Genomic DNA, 15793 nt, shown 5'->3' with positions numbered 1-15793 from the left:
GTTATAGTGAGCAACGGCCGTGCGGCCGTTGAGCTCCGACGGCAGGGACGGGGGCGGCGGATGACGCAGGTGACGAGCGCGGGCGCGACCGACCACGGCGGTGGGGTGTGGAGCATCGCCGTGCCGATCCCGGACAACCCCCTCGGCCACACGCTGGTGTACGTGCTCGACACCGACCGCGGCCCCGTCCTGGTCGACACCGGCTGGGACGACCCGGCGTCGTGGGACGCCCTCGTCGCGGGACTCGCCGCGTGCGGGACCGGGGCCGCCGACGTGCACGGGGTGCTGCTCACCCACCACCACCCGGACCACCACGGCCTCTCCGCGCGGGTGCGGGCCGCCTCCGGCGCGTGGCTCGCGATGCACGAGGCGGACGCGCACGTGGTGCGGCGCACCCGGGAGTACCCGATGCGGCGGTGGTTCGGTTACCTGGCGGACAAGCTGGCCGCCGCGGGCGCGCCCGCCGAGCACGTGGCGCCGCTGGCCGCCGCCCGTGACGCGGGGCGCGTCCCGGGGCTCGCCGCCCGCCTCCCCGCCCTGCCCGACCGCCCGATCCCGCCCGGCGAACTCCTCGACCTGCCCGGCCGCCGCCTGCGCGCGATCTGGACCCCGGGGCACACGCCCGGCCACGTCTGTCTGCACCTGGAGGAGGAGCACCCGGCCCGACTCCCGGGGCGCGGCCGCCTGTTCAGCGGCGACCACCTGCTGCCGGGCATCACCCCGCACATCGGCCTGTACGAGGACCCGGACGACCGGACGGTGACCGATCCTTCCCCGAGCTCTCGGCTTCGCTCGAGCAGGGCAGACCCCATTGGCGACTACCTGGACTCCCTGGAGCGGATCGGACGGCTCGGCGTCGCGGAGGTCCTGCCCGCGCACCAGCACGCCTTCGCCCACGCGCCCGCCCGGGTGCGGGAGTTGCTCGTCCACCACGAGGAGCGGCTCGCGGGCCTGCTCGCGCTGCTCGCCGAGGAGCGCACGCCCTGGCAGCTCGCCGAGCGCATGGAGTGGAACAGGCCCTGGGCCGACATCCCCTTCGGCTCCCGCAACATCGCCGTCTCCGAGGCCGAGGCGCATCTGCGCAGGCTCGTGAAGCAGGGCCGGGCGCAGCCGGTGCCGGGCAGCGACCCGGTGGCGTACGTGGCGGTGTGAGGCCCCGGGGGCCGGGGACCCGGCCCTTCGTGCCCGGCGCCTACCGCCTCACCAGCCCTCCTCGCCCCGCAGCACCGCGTCCGCGCCGCCGTCGATGAAGACCACCTGGCCGGTCACGTGCGTGTTCTCCGGCGAGGTGAGGAAGTCGAGCAGCGGGGCGACCTGCTCCGCCTCCCCGTAGCCGTTCAACGGCATGGGGACGGCGGCGTCGGCGATCGCGCGGACCTCCGGGTCCTCGATCATCGGGCGGCTCATGGGGGTGCGGATGATGCCGGGCCCGATCGCGTTCAGCGGGATGCCCGCGCCCGCCCACGCGTCGCTCACGGCGGCGCGGCGCACCCAGCGCACGAGGGCGTGCTTGGCGGAGGCGTACACCCGCTGCGGCTCGCCGCGGTCGATCGCCTCGCGCGCGGCGGCGACGGCCGCGGCCTCGTCGTCGGCGAGCACCGCGGCCACGATCGCCGGGTCGGTGGGGTGCAGGGCGGCCACGGACGCCACGACGGCCGCGCGCGGATGGCGGCCCGCGGCGAGCAGCGGGCGGAGCCCGGTGAGCGTGGCGATCGCGCCGAAGGCGTTCACGCGCACGGTGACGGGGTCGTAGTCGGCGACCCCGGCGCAGGCGATCACGGCGTCGAGCCGGCCGCCGCCGAGGTCGGCCGCCGCCTCGGCGAGCAGGGCGCGGCCCTCCTCGGTGCCGAGGTCGGCGCTGATGTCGGTGTCCTTGAGGTCCGCGCCGATCACCCGGTGGCCGCGCGCGCCCAGATGGCGGGCGGTGGCCCTGCCGATCCCTGAGGCGGCGCCGGTGATCAGATAGGTGCGGGCGGTCTGGTCGTCGATGCGGTCCGGCTGCGTACGGCTCGGGTCCTTCACGGTCGTGCTCCCCTCAACTGCCGCGCCCTGGGGCTCCCGCCACGCTACGCCCGCCGCACGGGCCGCACCAGACCGCGATCACCGGCCGCGCCTGGCCGGGAGGGGCGGCGTACGGGCCGGTAGAGTGTGCGGGTCGTCATCACGTACGTACGAGGGGAAGCCGGTGGAAATCCGGCACCGGCCCGTCCCCGAGGTCTCGGCTCGCCCGGCCCGGGGAAGACCCCGTTCCGGGGTCCCGGCTTCGCCCGGCCCGGGAGAGGCCGCCGTGGCACCATCCGCCCGCGGCGAACCGGAGCACCTCGTGCGGCACGTGACCGGCTCGCGTCATCGGGACCGTACCGATGGCCGGCACCGTCGAGGCATACGGAGCCGGAGCCGCCCGGTGCCCCTGTCGTGCCGTGCCGCCCGGCTCCCCGCAGGGAGAGGCACCCGCCGCATCATGAACGTTCGCCGCAGCGCAGCTGCCCTGGCCGCCGTCGCCGCCCTCGGCACGGCCGCGGCCCCGGCCGCCCTCGCCGACGAGGCCTCGCCCTCGCCCTCCGGCGCGCTCCCCTCCGGTCTGTACGGCAAGACGGACCCGAAGTTCGACGGCGTGTTCCGGCAGTCGTACGCCCTGCTCGCGCAGGACGCGACCGGTGTCACGCCCGCCGCGAAGGCCGTGGACTGGCTGACCGGCCAGCAGTGCGGCAGCGGCGGCTTCGCCGCCTACCGCGCCGACGCGGACGTGCCCTGCGACTCCAAGGCGCAGGTCGACAGCAACTCGACGGCCGCGGCCGTGCAGGCCCTCGCCGCGCTCGGCGGCGAGAAGAAGGCCGTGGACAAGGGCGTGGCCTGGCTGAAGTCCGTGCAGAACCAGGACGGCGGCTGGGGCTACACCCCGGGCCTGCCGAGCGACGCCAACTCCACCGGCATCGTGATCGGCGCGCTCGCCGCCACCGGCGCGAAGCCCGCGGCCGTCGAGTCCCAGAAGGGCAAGTCGCCGTACGACGCGCTGACGAAGCTCGCCATGGACTGCGGCAAGGACGGCGGCGCCTTCGGCCTCGCCGACGCCAAGTCCGGCAAGCTCACGCCGAACGCCGACGCCACGGCGGCCGGTGTGCTCGGCGGCCTCGGCAAGGGCCTGGTCGTGGCCGCGCCGAAGAAGGACGCCGCCACGCCGAAGTGCGCGAAGGCCGATTCGGCGGAGCAGGCCGCGGCCAACGGCACCGGCTACCTCCTCGACGCCCTCGGCAAGTCCGGCCACCTCACCTCGTCCCTGCCCGGCTCCACCGACAAGCCGGACGTCGGCAACACCGCCGACGCGGTCGTCGCGCTCGCCGCCGCGGGCCAGGGCGAGCAGGCCGAGAAGTCCGCCGAGTGGCTCGCCGACAACTCCGCGGCCTGGGCGAAGCAGAGCGGCCCCGCCGCCTACGCCCAGCTGGTCTTCGCCGCCCACGCCGCGGGCTTGGACCCGCGCGACTTCGGCGGCGCCGACCTGGTCAAGCAGCTCAACGCGACCGGCCCGGCCCCGCGCGCCCAGGCTGCCGACGAGGAGAAGGACAAGGACGACGACGGCAGCGGCGTGAGCGTCTGGTGGATCGTCGGCGTCGGCCTGGTCGCGGGCGTGGGCATCGGCTTCCTGCTGAGCGGCCGCAAGAAGAACCAGCTGTGACGCACCGCCGTCGCGGACACGGCCACCGCCGGGCGGTGGCCGTGCTCTTCGCCGCCCTGCTCGCGCTCTGCGCGGCCGCCCCCGCCCACGGCGCCGACTACCGCTACTGGTCGTTCTGGCAGCGCGGCGACGGGGACGCGTGGGTGTACGCCACCCAGGGACCCTCGATCGCGCGGCCGGACGACGGGGACGTGGACGGGTTCCGCTTCGCCGTGTCCGCCGACGCCGAGACCGCGAAGAAGCCGCGCGGCAGCGCCGACTTCGACACGATCTGCGCGGACACGAAGCCCGCGGCCGGGAAGAAGCGGATCGCCGTCGTCATCGACTTCGGCACGGCCGCCGACGCGCCGGGCGGGAAGACACCGCCGAAGCCGCGCACCGCGTGCGCCCGCATCGACGACGGCGGATCGAGCGCCGACGCGCTCGCCGCCGTCGCCGAGCCCCTGCGCTACGACACCAACGCGCTGCTGTGCGCCATCTCCGACTACCCGAAGACCGGCTGCGGCGAGCAGGTGTCAGGCGACTCGGGCGACCGGAGCGAGCAGGGCGCCGACGAGGGCGACGGCGGCCCGTCCGTCGGCCTGCTCGCCGGGATCGCCGCCGTGGTCGTGCTCGGCGCCGCGGGCGTCTGGCAGGCCCGCCGCCGGCGCGGGTGAGCCGGGCGCGCCACGATGAGTAGCCCACGCCCGCCGCGGGCCGCCGCACCCGGCGCCCCGCGCCGCCGCCTCGCGCCCGAGGCCAACCGCTCCAACGCCCTGCACCCGGGCGCCTGGTGGCTGTGGGCGCTCGGGCTCGCCACGGCCGCGTCCCGCACCACGAACCCGCTGCTCATCGGGTTGCTCATCGGGGTCGCCGGATACGTCGTCGCGGCCCGGCGCACCGCCGCGCCGTGGGCGCGCGCGTACGGCGCGTTCGTGAAGATCGCCCTGTTTGTCATCGGCATCCGCCTCGTCTTCGCGGTGTTCCTCGGCTCGCCGATCCCGGGCACCCACCTCATCGTGACGCTGCCGGAGGTGCCCCTTCCGGACTGGGCGCGGGGGGTGCGGATCGGCGGCCGGGTCACCGCGGAGGGCGTGGTGTTCGCGCTGTACGACGGGGTGCGCCTCGCGGGCCTGCTGATCTGCGTGGGCGCCGCGAACGCCCTGGCCAGCCCGGCCCGGCTGCTGAAGTCCCTGCCGGGCGCCCTGTACGAGGCGGGCGTCGCCGTCGTCGTCGCGATGACGTTCGCGCCGAACCTGATCGCCGACGTGCAGCGGCTGCGCGCCGCCCGCCGCCTGCGCGGGCGCGCGGACCGCGGGGTGCGCGGCCTGCTCCAGGTCGGCCTGCCCGTCCTGGAGGGCGCCCTCGAACGCTCCGTGGCGCTGGCCGCCGCGATGGACGCGCGCGGCTTCGGGCGCACCGCCGCCGTGCCCGCGCGGGTGCGCAGGACCACGGCGGCCCTGACCCTCGGCGGCCTGATGGGCGTGTGCGCCGGAACGTACGGGCTGCTCACCGCGGACGGCGGGACGTACGGCCTGCCGGTGCTCGGCGCCGGGCTCGCCGCCGCGCTCGGCGGTCTGTGGCTCGGCGGACGGCGCGCGGTGCGCACCCGCTACCGGCCCGACGTGTGGGGCGTGCGCGCCTGGCTCGTCGCCGGGTCCGGCGCCGCCGTCGCGGGCCTGATGATCGCCGCGAGCTCGTACGGGGTGCCCGAGCTGCAGCCCGGGGTCGTCCCGCTGGTCGCGCCCGAGCTGCCGCTGTGGCCCGCCGCGGCGATCCTGCTCGGTCTGCTCCCGGCGTTCGTCGCACCGGTGCCGCCGCCCGCGCAGGCCCCCGCCCCCCGCCCGTCCCGAGCCGCCGCCAAGGAGCAGAGCCCATGACCATGATCCGGTTCGAGGACGTCTCCGTACGGTACGAGGGCGTGCCCAGGGCCACCGTCGAGCACGTGGACCTGGCCGTCCCCGAGGGCGAGCTGGTCCTGGTGGTCGGCCCGTCCGGGGTCGGCAAGTCCACGCTGCTCGGCACCGTCAGCGGGCTCGTGCCGCACTTCACCGGCGGCACGCTGCGCGGGCGCGTGACCGTCGCGGGCCGCGACACCCGCACCCACAAGCCGCGCGAGCTCGCCGACGTGGTCGGCACCGTGGGCCAGGACCCGCTCGCCCACTTCGTGACGGACACGGTGGAGGACGAGCTGGCGTACGGCATGGAGTCGCTCGGCATCGCCCCGGACGTGATGCGCCGCCGCGTCGAGGAGACCCTGGACCTGCTCGGCCTCGCGGAGCTGCGGGACCGGCCCATCTCCACCCTCTCCGGCGGCCAGCAGCAGCGCGTCGCCATCGGCTCCGTCCTCACCCCGCACCCCCGGGTCCTGGTCCTCGACGAGCCGACGTCCGCGCTCGACCCGGCGGCGGCCGAGGAGGTCCTGGCCGTCCTCCAGCGCCTGGTCCACGACCTGGGCACCACGGTCCTGATGGCCGAGCACCGTCTGGAGCGGGTCGTGCAGTACGCCGACCAGGTGCTGCTCCTGCCATCCCCCGGCGCGGCGCCCGTCCTGGGCGACCCGGCCGAGCTGATGGCCGTCTCGCCGGTGTACCCGCCGGTCGTGGCCCTCGGCCGGCTCGCCGGGCTCGACCCGCTGCCGCTGACCGTGCGCGACGCCCGCCGCAAGACGGCCGGGCTTCGCGAGCGGCTCGCCGACGTCACCCCGCCCGAGCGGGGCGCGGCCCCCGCCGCGTCCGGGGAGCGGGCCGCGGCCCCCGCCGGGCGGTGGTGGCGGCTCGGGCGGAAGGCGCCGGATGAGCCCGCGGACGCCGCGACCGGCGCGCGGGTCGAGGGGCTCGCGGTGCGCCGGGGGCGCGTCGAGGCGCTGCGGCGCGTCGACCTGACCGTGGCGCCGGGCGAGACCATCGCGCTGATGGGCCGCAACGGCGCGGGCAAGTCCACGCTCCTTTCCACCCTCGTGGGCCTGCTGCCGCCGACGGCGGGAACCGTCCGCGTCGGCGGCGCGGCCCCGCACCGCACGGCCCCGCGCGAGCTGATCCGCCGGGTCGGCCTCGTCCCGCAGGAACCGCGCGACCTGCTGTACGCGGACACGGTCGCCGCCGAGTGCGCGGCCGCCGACCACGACGCCGAGGCACCCGCGGGCAGCTGCCGCGCCCTGGTGGCGGAGCTGCTCCCGGGCATCGCCGACGACACGCACCCGCGGGACCTGTCGGAGGGCCAGCGCCTGGCCCTCGCCCTGGCGATCGTCCTCACGGCCCGCCCGCCGCTGCTGCTCCTCGACGAGCCGACCCGCGGCCTGGACTACGCGGCCAAGGCCCGCCTGGTCACGATCCTGCGCGGGCTCGCCGCCGAGGGCCACGCGATCGTCCTGGCCACGCACGACGTGGAGCTGGCGGCCGAGCTGGCGCACCGGGTGGTGATCCTCGCCGAGGGCGAGGTCGTCGCCGACGGCCCCACGGCCGAGGTGGTCGTCTCGTCCCCGGCCTTCGCCCCCCAGGTCACCAAGGTCCTGGCACCACAGCGGTGGCTCACCGTTTCACAGGTGCGCGAGGCACTGGAGGCGGCCCGGTGACCAGCGCCCCGAAGGGGCGCGGGGAACTGCGCGCCCAGCCACACACGACCCGCGGGGACCGACAGGCACGGCCCATCCGGCTCGGGCGGCGGTCCATGGCCGCCCTGGCCCTGGTGAGCGCCATCGGCGTGGTGGCCTTCGGCTGGCCGCTGCTCGCCGGGCCGGACTCAGGCCTGGGCGCGCACGCGCAGGACGCGCCGTGGCTGTTCGCCGCCCTGCTCCCGCTGCTGGTGGGCGTGGTCGTGGCGACCATCTCGGACGTCGGCCTGGACGCGAAGGCCATCGCGATGCTGGGGGTGCTCGCCGCCGCCGGGGCCGCGCTGCGGCCGCTCGGCGCGGGCACGGCCGGGATCGAGCCGATGTTCTTCCTGATGGTGCTGAGCGGGCGGGTGCTCGGGCCCGGCTTCGGGTTCGTGCTCGGCGCCGTGTCGATGTTCGCCTCCGCGCTCCTGACCGGCGGCGTCGGCCCCTGGATGCCGTTCCAGATGCTGTCCATGGGCTGGGTGTGCATGGGCGCAGGGCTGCTGCCGGGCGCGGACACCCTGCGCGGCCGCCGTGAGCTCTGGCTGCTCGGCGCGTACGGGGCGGTGGCCTCGGTCCTGTACGGGACCGTGATGAACCTCCAGGGCTGGCCCTACATCTCCGGCCTCGCCACCGGCGTCTCCTTCGTGCCCGGCGACGCGGTCGGCGACAACCTGGCCCGCTTCCTCGCGTACTGCCTGGCCACGTCCCTGGGCTGGGACCTGCCGCGGGCGGTGCTCACCGTCGTGCTGAGCCTCGCGCTCGGCCCGGCCGTCCTGAAGGCGCTGCGCCGGGCCACGCGGCGGGCCGCGTTCGAGGCGCCGGTCACATTCGAGGCCCCGCGACCGTGAACGGTCTTGTGCGTTCTGTGATGAAACGGGTGGGTGGGCGGTGAGCCGCCCCACAGGACTTTGGTCCTCTACTACGGGACCCCGTAGCCGCACGTCACTGTCACGTACACGCCAATTCATGCTCTGACCTGCGGATTGAGAGCCAGATCACAGCGGGGCCCTTCGTCCTCGGTGCGAGTGCCACTAGTAAGAGGGGTCATTGCGGCGGCGTAACAGCCCTGCTTCTCTGGATGAGTCGCACGGCGCCGACCGGCCGTCCACGAGCCTCCCGGGCACTCCGGGAAACCGCTCAAGGCCTCGGCGCCGACGCATTGCCCCCGCTCTTACGGAGCCGGAGCGGCAAGCACCGCGACCGCCCTGTTCCCGACCGGAAGGTCCTCTGTGTCCGTCACGCTCCTCCGCCGCATCACGCCCAAGAAGGCCCTCGTCGGCGGTGTCCTCGCCGCAGCCACCACTGGCATGGTCTTCGCCGCGGCCCCCGCTCAGGCCGCTCCGGCGTCCGACTCGGCCAAGGCCGTGGCGCAGCGAGTGATCAGCGACGCCGGCCAGTTCCAGTGCTTCGACAAGATCGTCTCCCACGAGAGCGGCTGGAACGTCACCGCCACGAACTCCTCGTCCGGCGCCTACGGCCTGGTCCAGGCCCTGCCCGGCTCGAAGATGGCCTCGGCCGGCGCCGACTGGAAGACCAACGCCGAGACCCAGATCAAGTGGGGCCACTCGTACATGAAGGAGCGCTACGGCAGCCCCTGTGGCGCGTGGAACCACTGGCAGGCCAACGGCTGGTACTGAGCCTGGCCCCTGGGCCTTGAGCAGCGAGGCGGTCACCCCCGGCGGGGTGGCCGCCTTTTTCGCGCTCCGCGCTCGTCCTCAAACGCCGGACGGGCTGGATGGTGCCGAGTGCGGGGGGCCAGGCAGGGGGCGGAGCCCCCCGGCGCTACAGGCGCTGCAAGATCGTGGCTGTGGCCACGGCACCCCCGGCACACATCGTCACCAGCGCGAACTCCTTGTCGCGCCGTTCCAGCTCATGCAGCGCCGTGGTCAGCAACCGCGCCCCCGTCGCGCCCACGGGATGCCCGAGCGCGATCGCGCCGCCGTTCACGTTGACCTTCTCCAGGTCCTGCTCGAACACCCGCGCCCAGCTGAGCACGACCGAGGCGAAGGCCTCGTTGATCTCGACGAGGTCGATGTCCCGCAGGGACATCCCGGCCTTGCCGAGGACGGCCCGAGTGGCGTCGACGGGCCCGTCGAGGTGGAAGTGCGGGTCGGCCCCGACGAGGGCCTGCGCGACGATCCGCGCGCGCGGCCTGAGCTTCAGGGCCCGCGCCATCCGCTTGGAGGCCCAGAGCAGGGCCGCGGCCCCGTCGGAGATCTGGGAGGAGTTGCCCGCCGTGTGCACGGCGGTCGGCATGACCGGCTTGAGCCCGGCGAGGGCCTCGGGGGACGTGTCCCGCAGCCCCTCGTCCCGGTGCACGAGCCGCCACATCCCCTGCCCCGCGGCCTGCTCCTCCTCGGTGGTCGGCACCTGGACCGCGAAGGTCTCCCGCTTGAAGCGCTCCTCGGCCCACGCGGCGGCCGCCCGCTCCTGGGAGAGGAGTCCAAGGGCGTCGACGTCCGGCCGGGTCAGCCCGCGCCTGCGCGCGATCCGCTCGGCGGCCTCGAACTGGTTCGGCAGGTCGACGTTCCACTCGTCGGGGAAGGGCTTGCCGGGGCCGTGCTTGCTGCCGGACCCCAGCGGCACCCGGGACATGGACTCGACGCCGCAGCTGATGCCGATGTCGATCACGCCCGCCGCGACCATGTTCGCGACCATGTGGCTCGCCTGCTGCGACGAGCCGCACTGGCAGTCGACGGTCGTCGCGGCCGTCTCGTAGGGCAGGCCCATGGTGAGCCAGGCCGTGCGCGCCGGGTTCATGGACTGCTCGCCCGCGTGCGTGACGGTGCCGCCGACGATCTGCTCGACGCAGTCGGCGTGGATGCCGGTCCGCCCGATGAGCTCGCGGTAGGTCTCGCCGAGGAGGTAGGCCGGATGGAGGTTGGCGAGCGCTCCTCCGCGTTTGCCGATCGGGGTGCGTACGGCTTCGACGATGACAGGTTCGGCGGCCACGATCTCGTCCTCTCCTCCGGATGCGGCGGGGCGTCCCGGCGCCCCGCCCGCGTCGCACGCGAGAACTAGTACGCGTTCTAGTTCCGGTCAGCAGTCTGCTGAGCCCCACCCCGCTCCCGCAAGGGTCGTGCACACACCGCGGCGCACCGCGCGCGCAACGAACCGCCGCGCGAGCCTTGCCACTTGTAGAACCGGTTACTACGGTCGAGCCATCTCCTGATGGACCGTCAGAACCACGCGCAGCAGCCCGCCCCGACCTCCGACCCCCACCGGTGCCGAAACGCCTGGAGCCCCCGATGCCCTGTCCCGCGCTGCCCGACGGGTTCGACTTCACCGACCCGGACGTCCTCCAAGACCGCGTGCCCTTCCCGGAGTTCGCGCGCCTTCGGCAGGTGGAGCCGGTGCACTGGGTGGCACAGCGGCCCGGGGTGGCCGGCTACGAGGACGCGGGCTACTGGGCCGTGACGCGGCACGCCGACGTCAAGCACGTCTCCACGCACCCCGAGCTGTTCTCCTCGAACCTCAACACCGCGATCATCCGCTTCAACGAGACGATCAGCCGCGACCAGATCGAGGTCCAGAAGCTGATCATGCTCAATATGGACCCGCCCGAGCACACCCGGGTCCGCCAGATCGTGCAGCGCGGCTTCACGCCCCGCGCCATCCGCTCCCTCGAGGACGCCCTGCGCGCCCGCGCGCACGGGATCGCCCGCACCGCCCTGGCGAACGCGCGGCCCGACGGCGGCTTCGACTTCGTCACGAACGTCGCGTGCGAGCTGCCCCTCCAGGCCATCGCCGAGCTCATCGGCGTCCCCCAGGAGGACCGCTCCAAGATCTTCGACTGGTCCAACAAGATGGCGGCGTACGACGATCCGGAGTACGCGATCACCGAGGAGGTCGGCACCGAGGCCGCCATGGAGATCGTCTCGTACGCGATGAATCTGGCCGCCGCCCGCAAGGAGTGCCCGGCCAAGGACATCGTCAGCCAGCTGGTCGCGGCGGAGGACGAGGGCAATCTGAACTCGGACGAGTTCGGGTTCTTCGTGATCCTGCTCGCCGTCGCGGGCAACGAGACCACCCGCAACGCCATCACCCACGGCATGCACGCCTTCCTCACCCACCCCGACCAGTGGGAGCTGTACAAGCGGGAGCGGCCGCGGACCACCGCCGAGGAGATCGTGCGCTGGGCCACGCCCGTGGTCTCCTTCCAGCGCACGGCCACCGAGGACACCGAGCTTGGCGGCGCCCTGATCAAGCGGGGCGACCGCGTCGGCCTCTTCTACTCCTCCGCCAACCACGACCCCGACGTCTTCGATGACCCCGACGTCTTCGACATCACCCGGGACCCGAACCCCCACCTCGGCTTCGGCGGGGGCGGCCCGCACTTCTGCCTCGGCAAGTCCCTGGCGATCCTGGAGATCGACCTCATCTTCACCGCCGTCGCCGAGGCGCTGCCCGACCTGCGCCTGACCGGCGACCCGCGCAGGCTGCGCTCGGCCTGGCTCAACGGGGTCAAGGAGCTCCAGGTCAGCACCCGCTGACCGGGCCCCACGGGAGGCAGGGGCCCATCCCCTACGCTCCGCCCCTGCCTCCCCTGGCCGAAACCCGCGCACCGAACGAACCGCGCGTAACACCCGTACCGCCGCGAACCGTTCGAGGAATTCCGCCATATGTTCACGTGATCGGCAGAACGCGCCAACGTTTTCGTCATGTACAGCGTCTTGGGGGGTGAACGCCGCCCTTCAAGAGCCTCAAGACTTCGAACGGAAACGGTGACCGTGGTCTCTGCCGACCTCTCGATCGTTCCCACCGGCAGCTCACCCACCGACCGGAAGGATCCCTTCCGAGCCTTCCGTTCCTTCTACCGGCGCCACCGCGTCCCCGTCCTCGCCACCGCCCCCACACTGCCGCTGTACGCGGTCTGGGCGGCGTTCCTCGCCACCGGCGGCGGCGACCTCGCCGCGCAGCAGGCCTGGGCCCGCTTCGTGGACGACCACGGCACGGCCGCGTACAGCCTCTTCTGGTACGGCGGCATGCACACCGCCAACTACAGCGTGATCTCGCCGTACCTGATGGCCGCGCTCGGCGTGAAGACCGTCACCGTGCTCTCCGGCGTCGCCGGTGCCTGGCTGGTCGCGGTGGTCATCGAGCGCGCCGGGGTGCGCCGCCCGCTCGCCCCCGCCGTGCTCGCCTCGCTCGCCGTGTGGTGCAACGTCGCCTCCGGGCGCACCACGTTCGCGCTCGGCCTCGCCTTCGGGCTCGGCGCCGTGCTCGCCCTGCTCGGCACCCGGCGCACGACCGTCGCGGTCCTGTGCGCGGCGCTCGCCACCATGGCGTCGCCGGTGGCGGGCCTGTTCCTGCTCGTGGCGGGCGCGGGCTACTTCTTCGTACGGGACTGGGGCCGCGCCCTGGCCCTGCTGGTGCCGCCCGTCGTGGTGGTCGGCACCACGACCGTGCTCTTCCCCTTCAAGGGCGAGCACCTGATGTGGGCGGACCGGATCTTCCCGCCGGTCTTCTTCAGCCTCGTCCTGATCGTCGCGGGGCCGCGCGAGTGGCGGGTGCTCCGCATGGGCGCGGGCGTGTACGCGGCCGGTACCGTCCTGACGTACCTCATCCCGTCCCCGATCGGCACGAACGTCGAGCGGCTCGCCGAGCTGGTCGCGCCCGCCCTGCTGCTCGCCGCCCTGCTGACCCCGGCCCTCCCGGTGATGCGCCGCCTCGCCCTTGTCACGGCGCTCGTCCTGTCGACGGCGTGGGTGGCGCAGAAGACCGCCGACGACCTGGAGGTGTCGACGGTCGTCCCGGCGTGGGCCACCGACACGCACGGCGTGGTGACCGCCCTGGAGCGGCTCGGCGCCGACCGGGGCCGGGTCGAGGTGGTCCCGGCCCGCAACCACCGCGAGGCCACCGCGCTCGCCCCGTACGTGAACATGGCGCGCGGCTGGAACCGCCAGCTCGACATCGAGCGCGGCCGCCTCTTCTACGACGGCTCGTTCTCCGCCACCACCTACCGGGCCTGGCTCGACAAGTGGGCGGTGGGCTTCGTGGTCCTGCCGTCCGGGCGCCCCGACGGCCCGGCCCTGGACGAGGCCGCCCTGGTCAGGAGCCGGCCGCAGTGGCTGGAGCCGGTGTGGAAGGACGAGCACTGGCGGATCTTCCGGGTGCGCGACGCCGTCCCGATGACGTCGGCCCCCGCGTCCGTGGTCCGCTCCACCAGTACGGAGGTGGTGGTGCGGGTCCCGGAGCGGGGTCCTGTGACGGTGCGGATCGTGTACTCGCCGTGGCTGCGGGCCGAGGGCGCGTGCCTGGCGAAGGAGGGCGACTTCACCCGGCTCACCGTGCCCGCGCCCGGCACCTACACGATCAGCTCGGGGTACGGCCGCCCGGCGCGTCCCGCGGACTGCTGACGGGTTCGGACCCGTCCGGCGGCTCGGTCCCGTCCTCGCTCCCGGCGTTTCCGGCGCTCTCGGTGCTCTCGGTGTTCTCGGCCTTCGACGCGGCCTTGCTCATCCGGTCCGGCCCCGCGGCCTGCGCGGGCGGGCCCGCCACCGCGGGCTGCGGGGATCCGAGCCAGGGTGTCAGCGAGCCGGGCTTCAGGACCTCCTTCACCCGGGGCCCCTGGAGCAGGTACGTCAGACCGAAGCCCGCGCCGACGACCGCCGCGCCGCCCACCGCGTCGAGCACCCAGTGGTTGCCGGTGCCGACGATCGCGCACACCGTGAAGAACGGGTGCAGCAGGCCGAGGGCCTTCATCCACCATTTCGGGGCGAGGATCGCGATGGTCAGACCGCACCACAGGGACCAGCCGAAGTGCAGCGAGGGCATCGCCGCGTACTGGTTGGTGAGCTTCGTCAGCGTGCCGTAGTCCGGCTGCGAGAAGTCCTGTACGCCGTGGATGGTGTCGATGAAGTTGAGGTCCTCCATCAGCCGCGGCGGCGCGAGCGGGTAGCCCCAGAAGCCGACGAGCGCGAGCAGCGTGGCGAAGCCGAGCGCGGAGCGCGCCCAGCGGTACTGGGCGGGGCGCCGCAGGTACAGGATCGCGAGGACGCTCAGCGGCACCACGAAGTGGAACGACGTGTAGTAGAAGTTGAAGAAGCTCTCCATCCAGGGCGTGCGCGCCGTCAGATGGTTGAACCAGTGCTCGATGTCGATGTGCAGGAACTGCTCGATGGAGTGGATCTGCTCGCCGTGCGCCTCGGCCCGCTCGCGGCCGCCGGAGATGGTGCCGCCGGTCGCGGCGAGGCGGGTCTGCTGGTAGGCGGAGTAGCCGACGCGGATCAGGAGCAGTTCGAGCAGCAGGTTCGGCCGGGTGAGCACGCGCCGCCAGAACGGGAAGAGCGGCACCCACTTCCACCGCGCCGGTACCGGATCGGCGTACGAGGTGGGGATCGGCTTCTGGTACTCCGGCGCGGTCCGGGACAGGAACGGCACGATCAGCGCGGAGGCGAGCGCGGCGAGCAGGACGACGTTGTCGCGCAGCGGCTCCAGGACCGACATGTTCGGGAGCATCATCTTCGACGGCAGCGTCATCACCAGGACGATGGCGATCGGCCACACGTACCGGTCGGACGCGCGCTTGCCGACGCGGCCGACGACCGCGAGCAGCAGCCAGAGCAGCTGGTGCTGCCAGCTCGTCGGGGACACGGCGATGGCCACGCAGCCGGTGAGCGCGACGGCGAGCAGCAGCTGGCCGTCCTTCGCGTACGTCACGGCGCGGCGCAGGCCGAGGAAGGCGACGGCGGCGCCCAGGGCCAGGAAGAGCCCTATCTCCAGCGGCCCCTGGAGGCCGAAGCGGAGCAGCGCGCCGTGCAGCGACTGGTTGGCGTTGGCGTCGGGGTTCGCGCCGAGGCCCGCGCCCGCCAGGTGGTGCACCCAGTACGTCCACGAGTCGTGCGGCAGGGCCGCCCAGGCGACGCCGGTCAGGCCCACGAAGGTGAGGCCGAGGGACGCGGTGGCCTTCCTGCGGCCGGTGAACCACAGCAGCGGCGCGAAGAGCAGCACGGTCGGCTGCAGCGCGGCGGCGACGCCGATCAGGATGCCGCTGGCCCGCTCGCCCCGGACGGCGAAGCACCCGAGCAGCACGAGCAGGACGGGGATGATGCTGGTCTGCCCCAGGTGCAGGGCGTTGCGGACCGGCAGGGACAGCATGAGCAGACAGATCGCGACGGGCGCCGCGAGCAGCGAGGTGCGCCGGGAGACGGGCTGCGGCAGGGCGCGGGCGGCGACGAGCCCGAGCGCGACGACGAGCCCGAGGGTGCCGAAGGTCCAGGCCCAGCCGAGCGCCTGCTCGGCGGAGCTGGCGAAGGGCTTGAGGACGAGCCCGGCGAACGGCGTGCCGGTGAACTTGTCCGCGTCGTACAGCGAGCCCTTCACGTGCAGCACGCCGTTCGGCCCGATCCAGGTCTCCAGGTCGGTGAGCCGCTCGCCCTTGGGGGTGCGCAGGACGACGGCGGCCTGCCGGACCGCGAGGACCGCGGCGACCAGCCAGAGGGCGACCCGGATCACCTCGATCCGCGCCTTGGGCGAGCCGGGCGTCCCCGCGCCAAAGGCGCTTCCCGGTCCCCTGTGCTCAACATTCGCCACGCCCTGTC

The 15793-nt window shown here is 74.1% G+C and carries 12 protein-coding genes; 9 read left to right on the top strand and 3 right to left on the bottom strand.

The features are described from left to right. The first annotated feature begins 60 nt into the window (after positions 1-60). On the top strand, positions 61-1152 hold the full coding sequence (locus IG74_RS0120110; protein ID WP_030678849.1) for an MBL fold metallo-hydrolase: 1092 nt from the start codon (positions 61-63) through the stop codon (positions 1150-1152). A 48-nt stretch (positions 1153-1200) separates the two neighbouring features. On the opposite strand, the gene IG74_RS0120105 is transcribed toward IG74_RS0120110, so the two are convergent. Next, complete coding sequence (locus IG74_RS0120105) at positions 1201-2022, bottom strand: SDR family oxidoreductase (protein WP_051855047.1); 822 nt, start codon at positions 2020-2022, stop codon at positions 1201-1203. A gap of 439 nt (positions 2023-2461) precedes the next feature. Here IG74_RS0120105 and IG74_RS0120100 point away from each other — a divergent pair, with 439 nt between their 5' ends. The 6 genes from IG74_RS0120100 (at position 2462) to IG74_RS0120075 (ending at position 8887) form a co-directional block, all read left to right on the top strand. Beyond that, positions 2462-3673, top strand: coding sequence for a prenyltransferase/squalene oxidase repeat-containing protein (locus IG74_RS0120100; protein WP_030678844.1), 1212 nt, complete (start codon positions 2462-2464; stop codon positions 3671-3673). After that, complete coding sequence (locus IG74_RS0120095) at positions 3670-4329, top strand: SCO2322 family protein (RefSeq protein ID WP_030678840.1); 660 nt, start codon at positions 3670-3672, stop codon at positions 4327-4329. The genes IG74_RS0120100 and IG74_RS0120095 overlap by 4 nt, the downstream gene beginning before the upstream one ends. Positions 4330-4344: 15 nt before the next feature. Continuing rightward, complete coding sequence (locus IG74_RS0120090) at positions 4345-5532, top strand: energy-coupling factor transporter transmembrane component T (protein ID WP_051855046.1); 1188 nt, start codon at positions 4345-4347, stop codon at positions 5530-5532. A 2-nt stretch (positions 5533-5534) separates the two neighbouring features. Continuing rightward, the gene (locus tag IG74_RS0120085; protein WP_030678835.1) at positions 5535-7226 is read left to right on the top strand and encodes an ABC transporter ATP-binding protein; all 1692 of its coding nucleotides are present in this window, start codon (positions 5535-5537) and stop codon (positions 7224-7226) included. Positions 7227-7321: 95 nt separating this feature from the next. Next, a complete protein-coding gene (locus tag IG74_RS0120080) occupies positions 7322-8098 on the top strand; it encodes an ECF transporter S component (RefSeq protein ID WP_051855059.1) in 777 nt (258 codons plus the stop codon). 381 nt (positions 8099-8479) lie between these two features. Then, the gene (locus IG74_RS0120075) at positions 8480-8887 is read left to right on the top strand and encodes a transglycosylase SLT domain-containing protein (RefSeq protein WP_030678830.1); all 408 of its coding nucleotides are present in this window, start codon (positions 8480-8482) and stop codon (positions 8885-8887) included. A 145-nt stretch (positions 8888-9032) separates the two neighbouring features. On the opposite strand, the gene IG74_RS0120070 is transcribed toward IG74_RS0120075, so the two are convergent. Further along, positions 9033-10202, bottom strand: coding sequence for a steroid 3-ketoacyl-CoA thiolase (locus tag IG74_RS0120070; protein WP_030678828.1), 1170 nt, complete (start codon positions 10200-10202; stop codon positions 9033-9035). 296 nt (positions 10203-10498) lie between these two features. On the opposite strand from IG74_RS0120070, the gene IG74_RS0120065 reads away from it, so the two are divergent. Together IG74_RS0120065 and IG74_RS0120060 are read left to right on the top strand one after the other, a co-directional pair. Beyond that, positions 10499-11743: a cytochrome P450 gene (locus IG74_RS0120065; RefSeq protein WP_030678824.1), complete on the top strand. Its 1245-nt coding sequence runs from the start codon at positions 10499-10501 to the stop codon at positions 11741-11743. Positions 11744-11980: 237 nt separating this feature from the next. Further along, complete coding sequence (locus tag IG74_RS0120060) at positions 11981-13609, top strand: hypothetical protein (RefSeq protein ID WP_420709920.1); 1629 nt, start codon at positions 11981-11983, stop codon at positions 13607-13609. Here IG74_RS0120060 and IG74_RS0120055 read toward each other — a convergent pair. Next, on the bottom strand, positions 13566-15785 hold the full coding sequence (locus IG74_RS0120055) for a bifunctional glycosyltransferase 87/phosphatase PAP2 family protein (protein ID WP_078868911.1): 2220 nt from the start codon (positions 15783-15785) through the stop codon (positions 13566-13568). The two genes, IG74_RS0120060 and IG74_RS0120055, sit on opposite strands and share 44 nt — an antisense overlap. Positions 15786-15793 lie beyond the last annotated feature (8 nt).

Source organism: Streptomyces sp. NRRL B-1347, assembly GCF_000720325.1.
Classification (GTDB): Bacteria; Actinomycetota; Actinomycetes; order Streptomycetales; family Streptomycetaceae; genus Streptomyces.
Note: the sequence above shows the minus strand (reverse complement) of the source record. Positions and strands in the feature narration are given on the sequence as shown.

Bases quoted from the DNA above. Each gene is read 5' to 3' on its own strand.
- IG74_RS0120065 (WP_030678824.1), top strand. From the start codon at position 10,499: ATGCCCTGTCCCGCGCTGCCCGACGGGTTCGACTTCACCGACCCGGAC.
- IG74_RS0120085 (WP_030678835.1), top strand. From the start codon at position 5,535: ATGATCCGGTTCGAGGACGTCTCCGTACGGTACGAGGGCGTGCCCAGG.
- IG74_RS0120080 (WP_051855059.1), top strand. From the start codon at position 7,322: ATGGCCGCCCTGGCCCTGGTGAGCGCCATCGGCGTGGTGGCCTTCGGC.
- IG74_RS0120090 (WP_051855046.1), top strand. From the start codon at position 4,345: ATGAGTAGCCCACGCCCGCCGCGGGCCGCCGCACCCGGCGCCCCGCGC.
- IG74_RS0120110 (WP_030678849.1), top strand. From the start codon at position 61: ATGACGCAGGTGACGAGCGCGGGCGCGACCGACCACGGCGGTGGGGTG.
- IG74_RS0120100 (WP_030678844.1), top strand. From the start codon at position 2,462: ATGAACGTTCGCCGCAGCGCAGCTGCCCTGGCCGCCGTCGCCGCCCTC.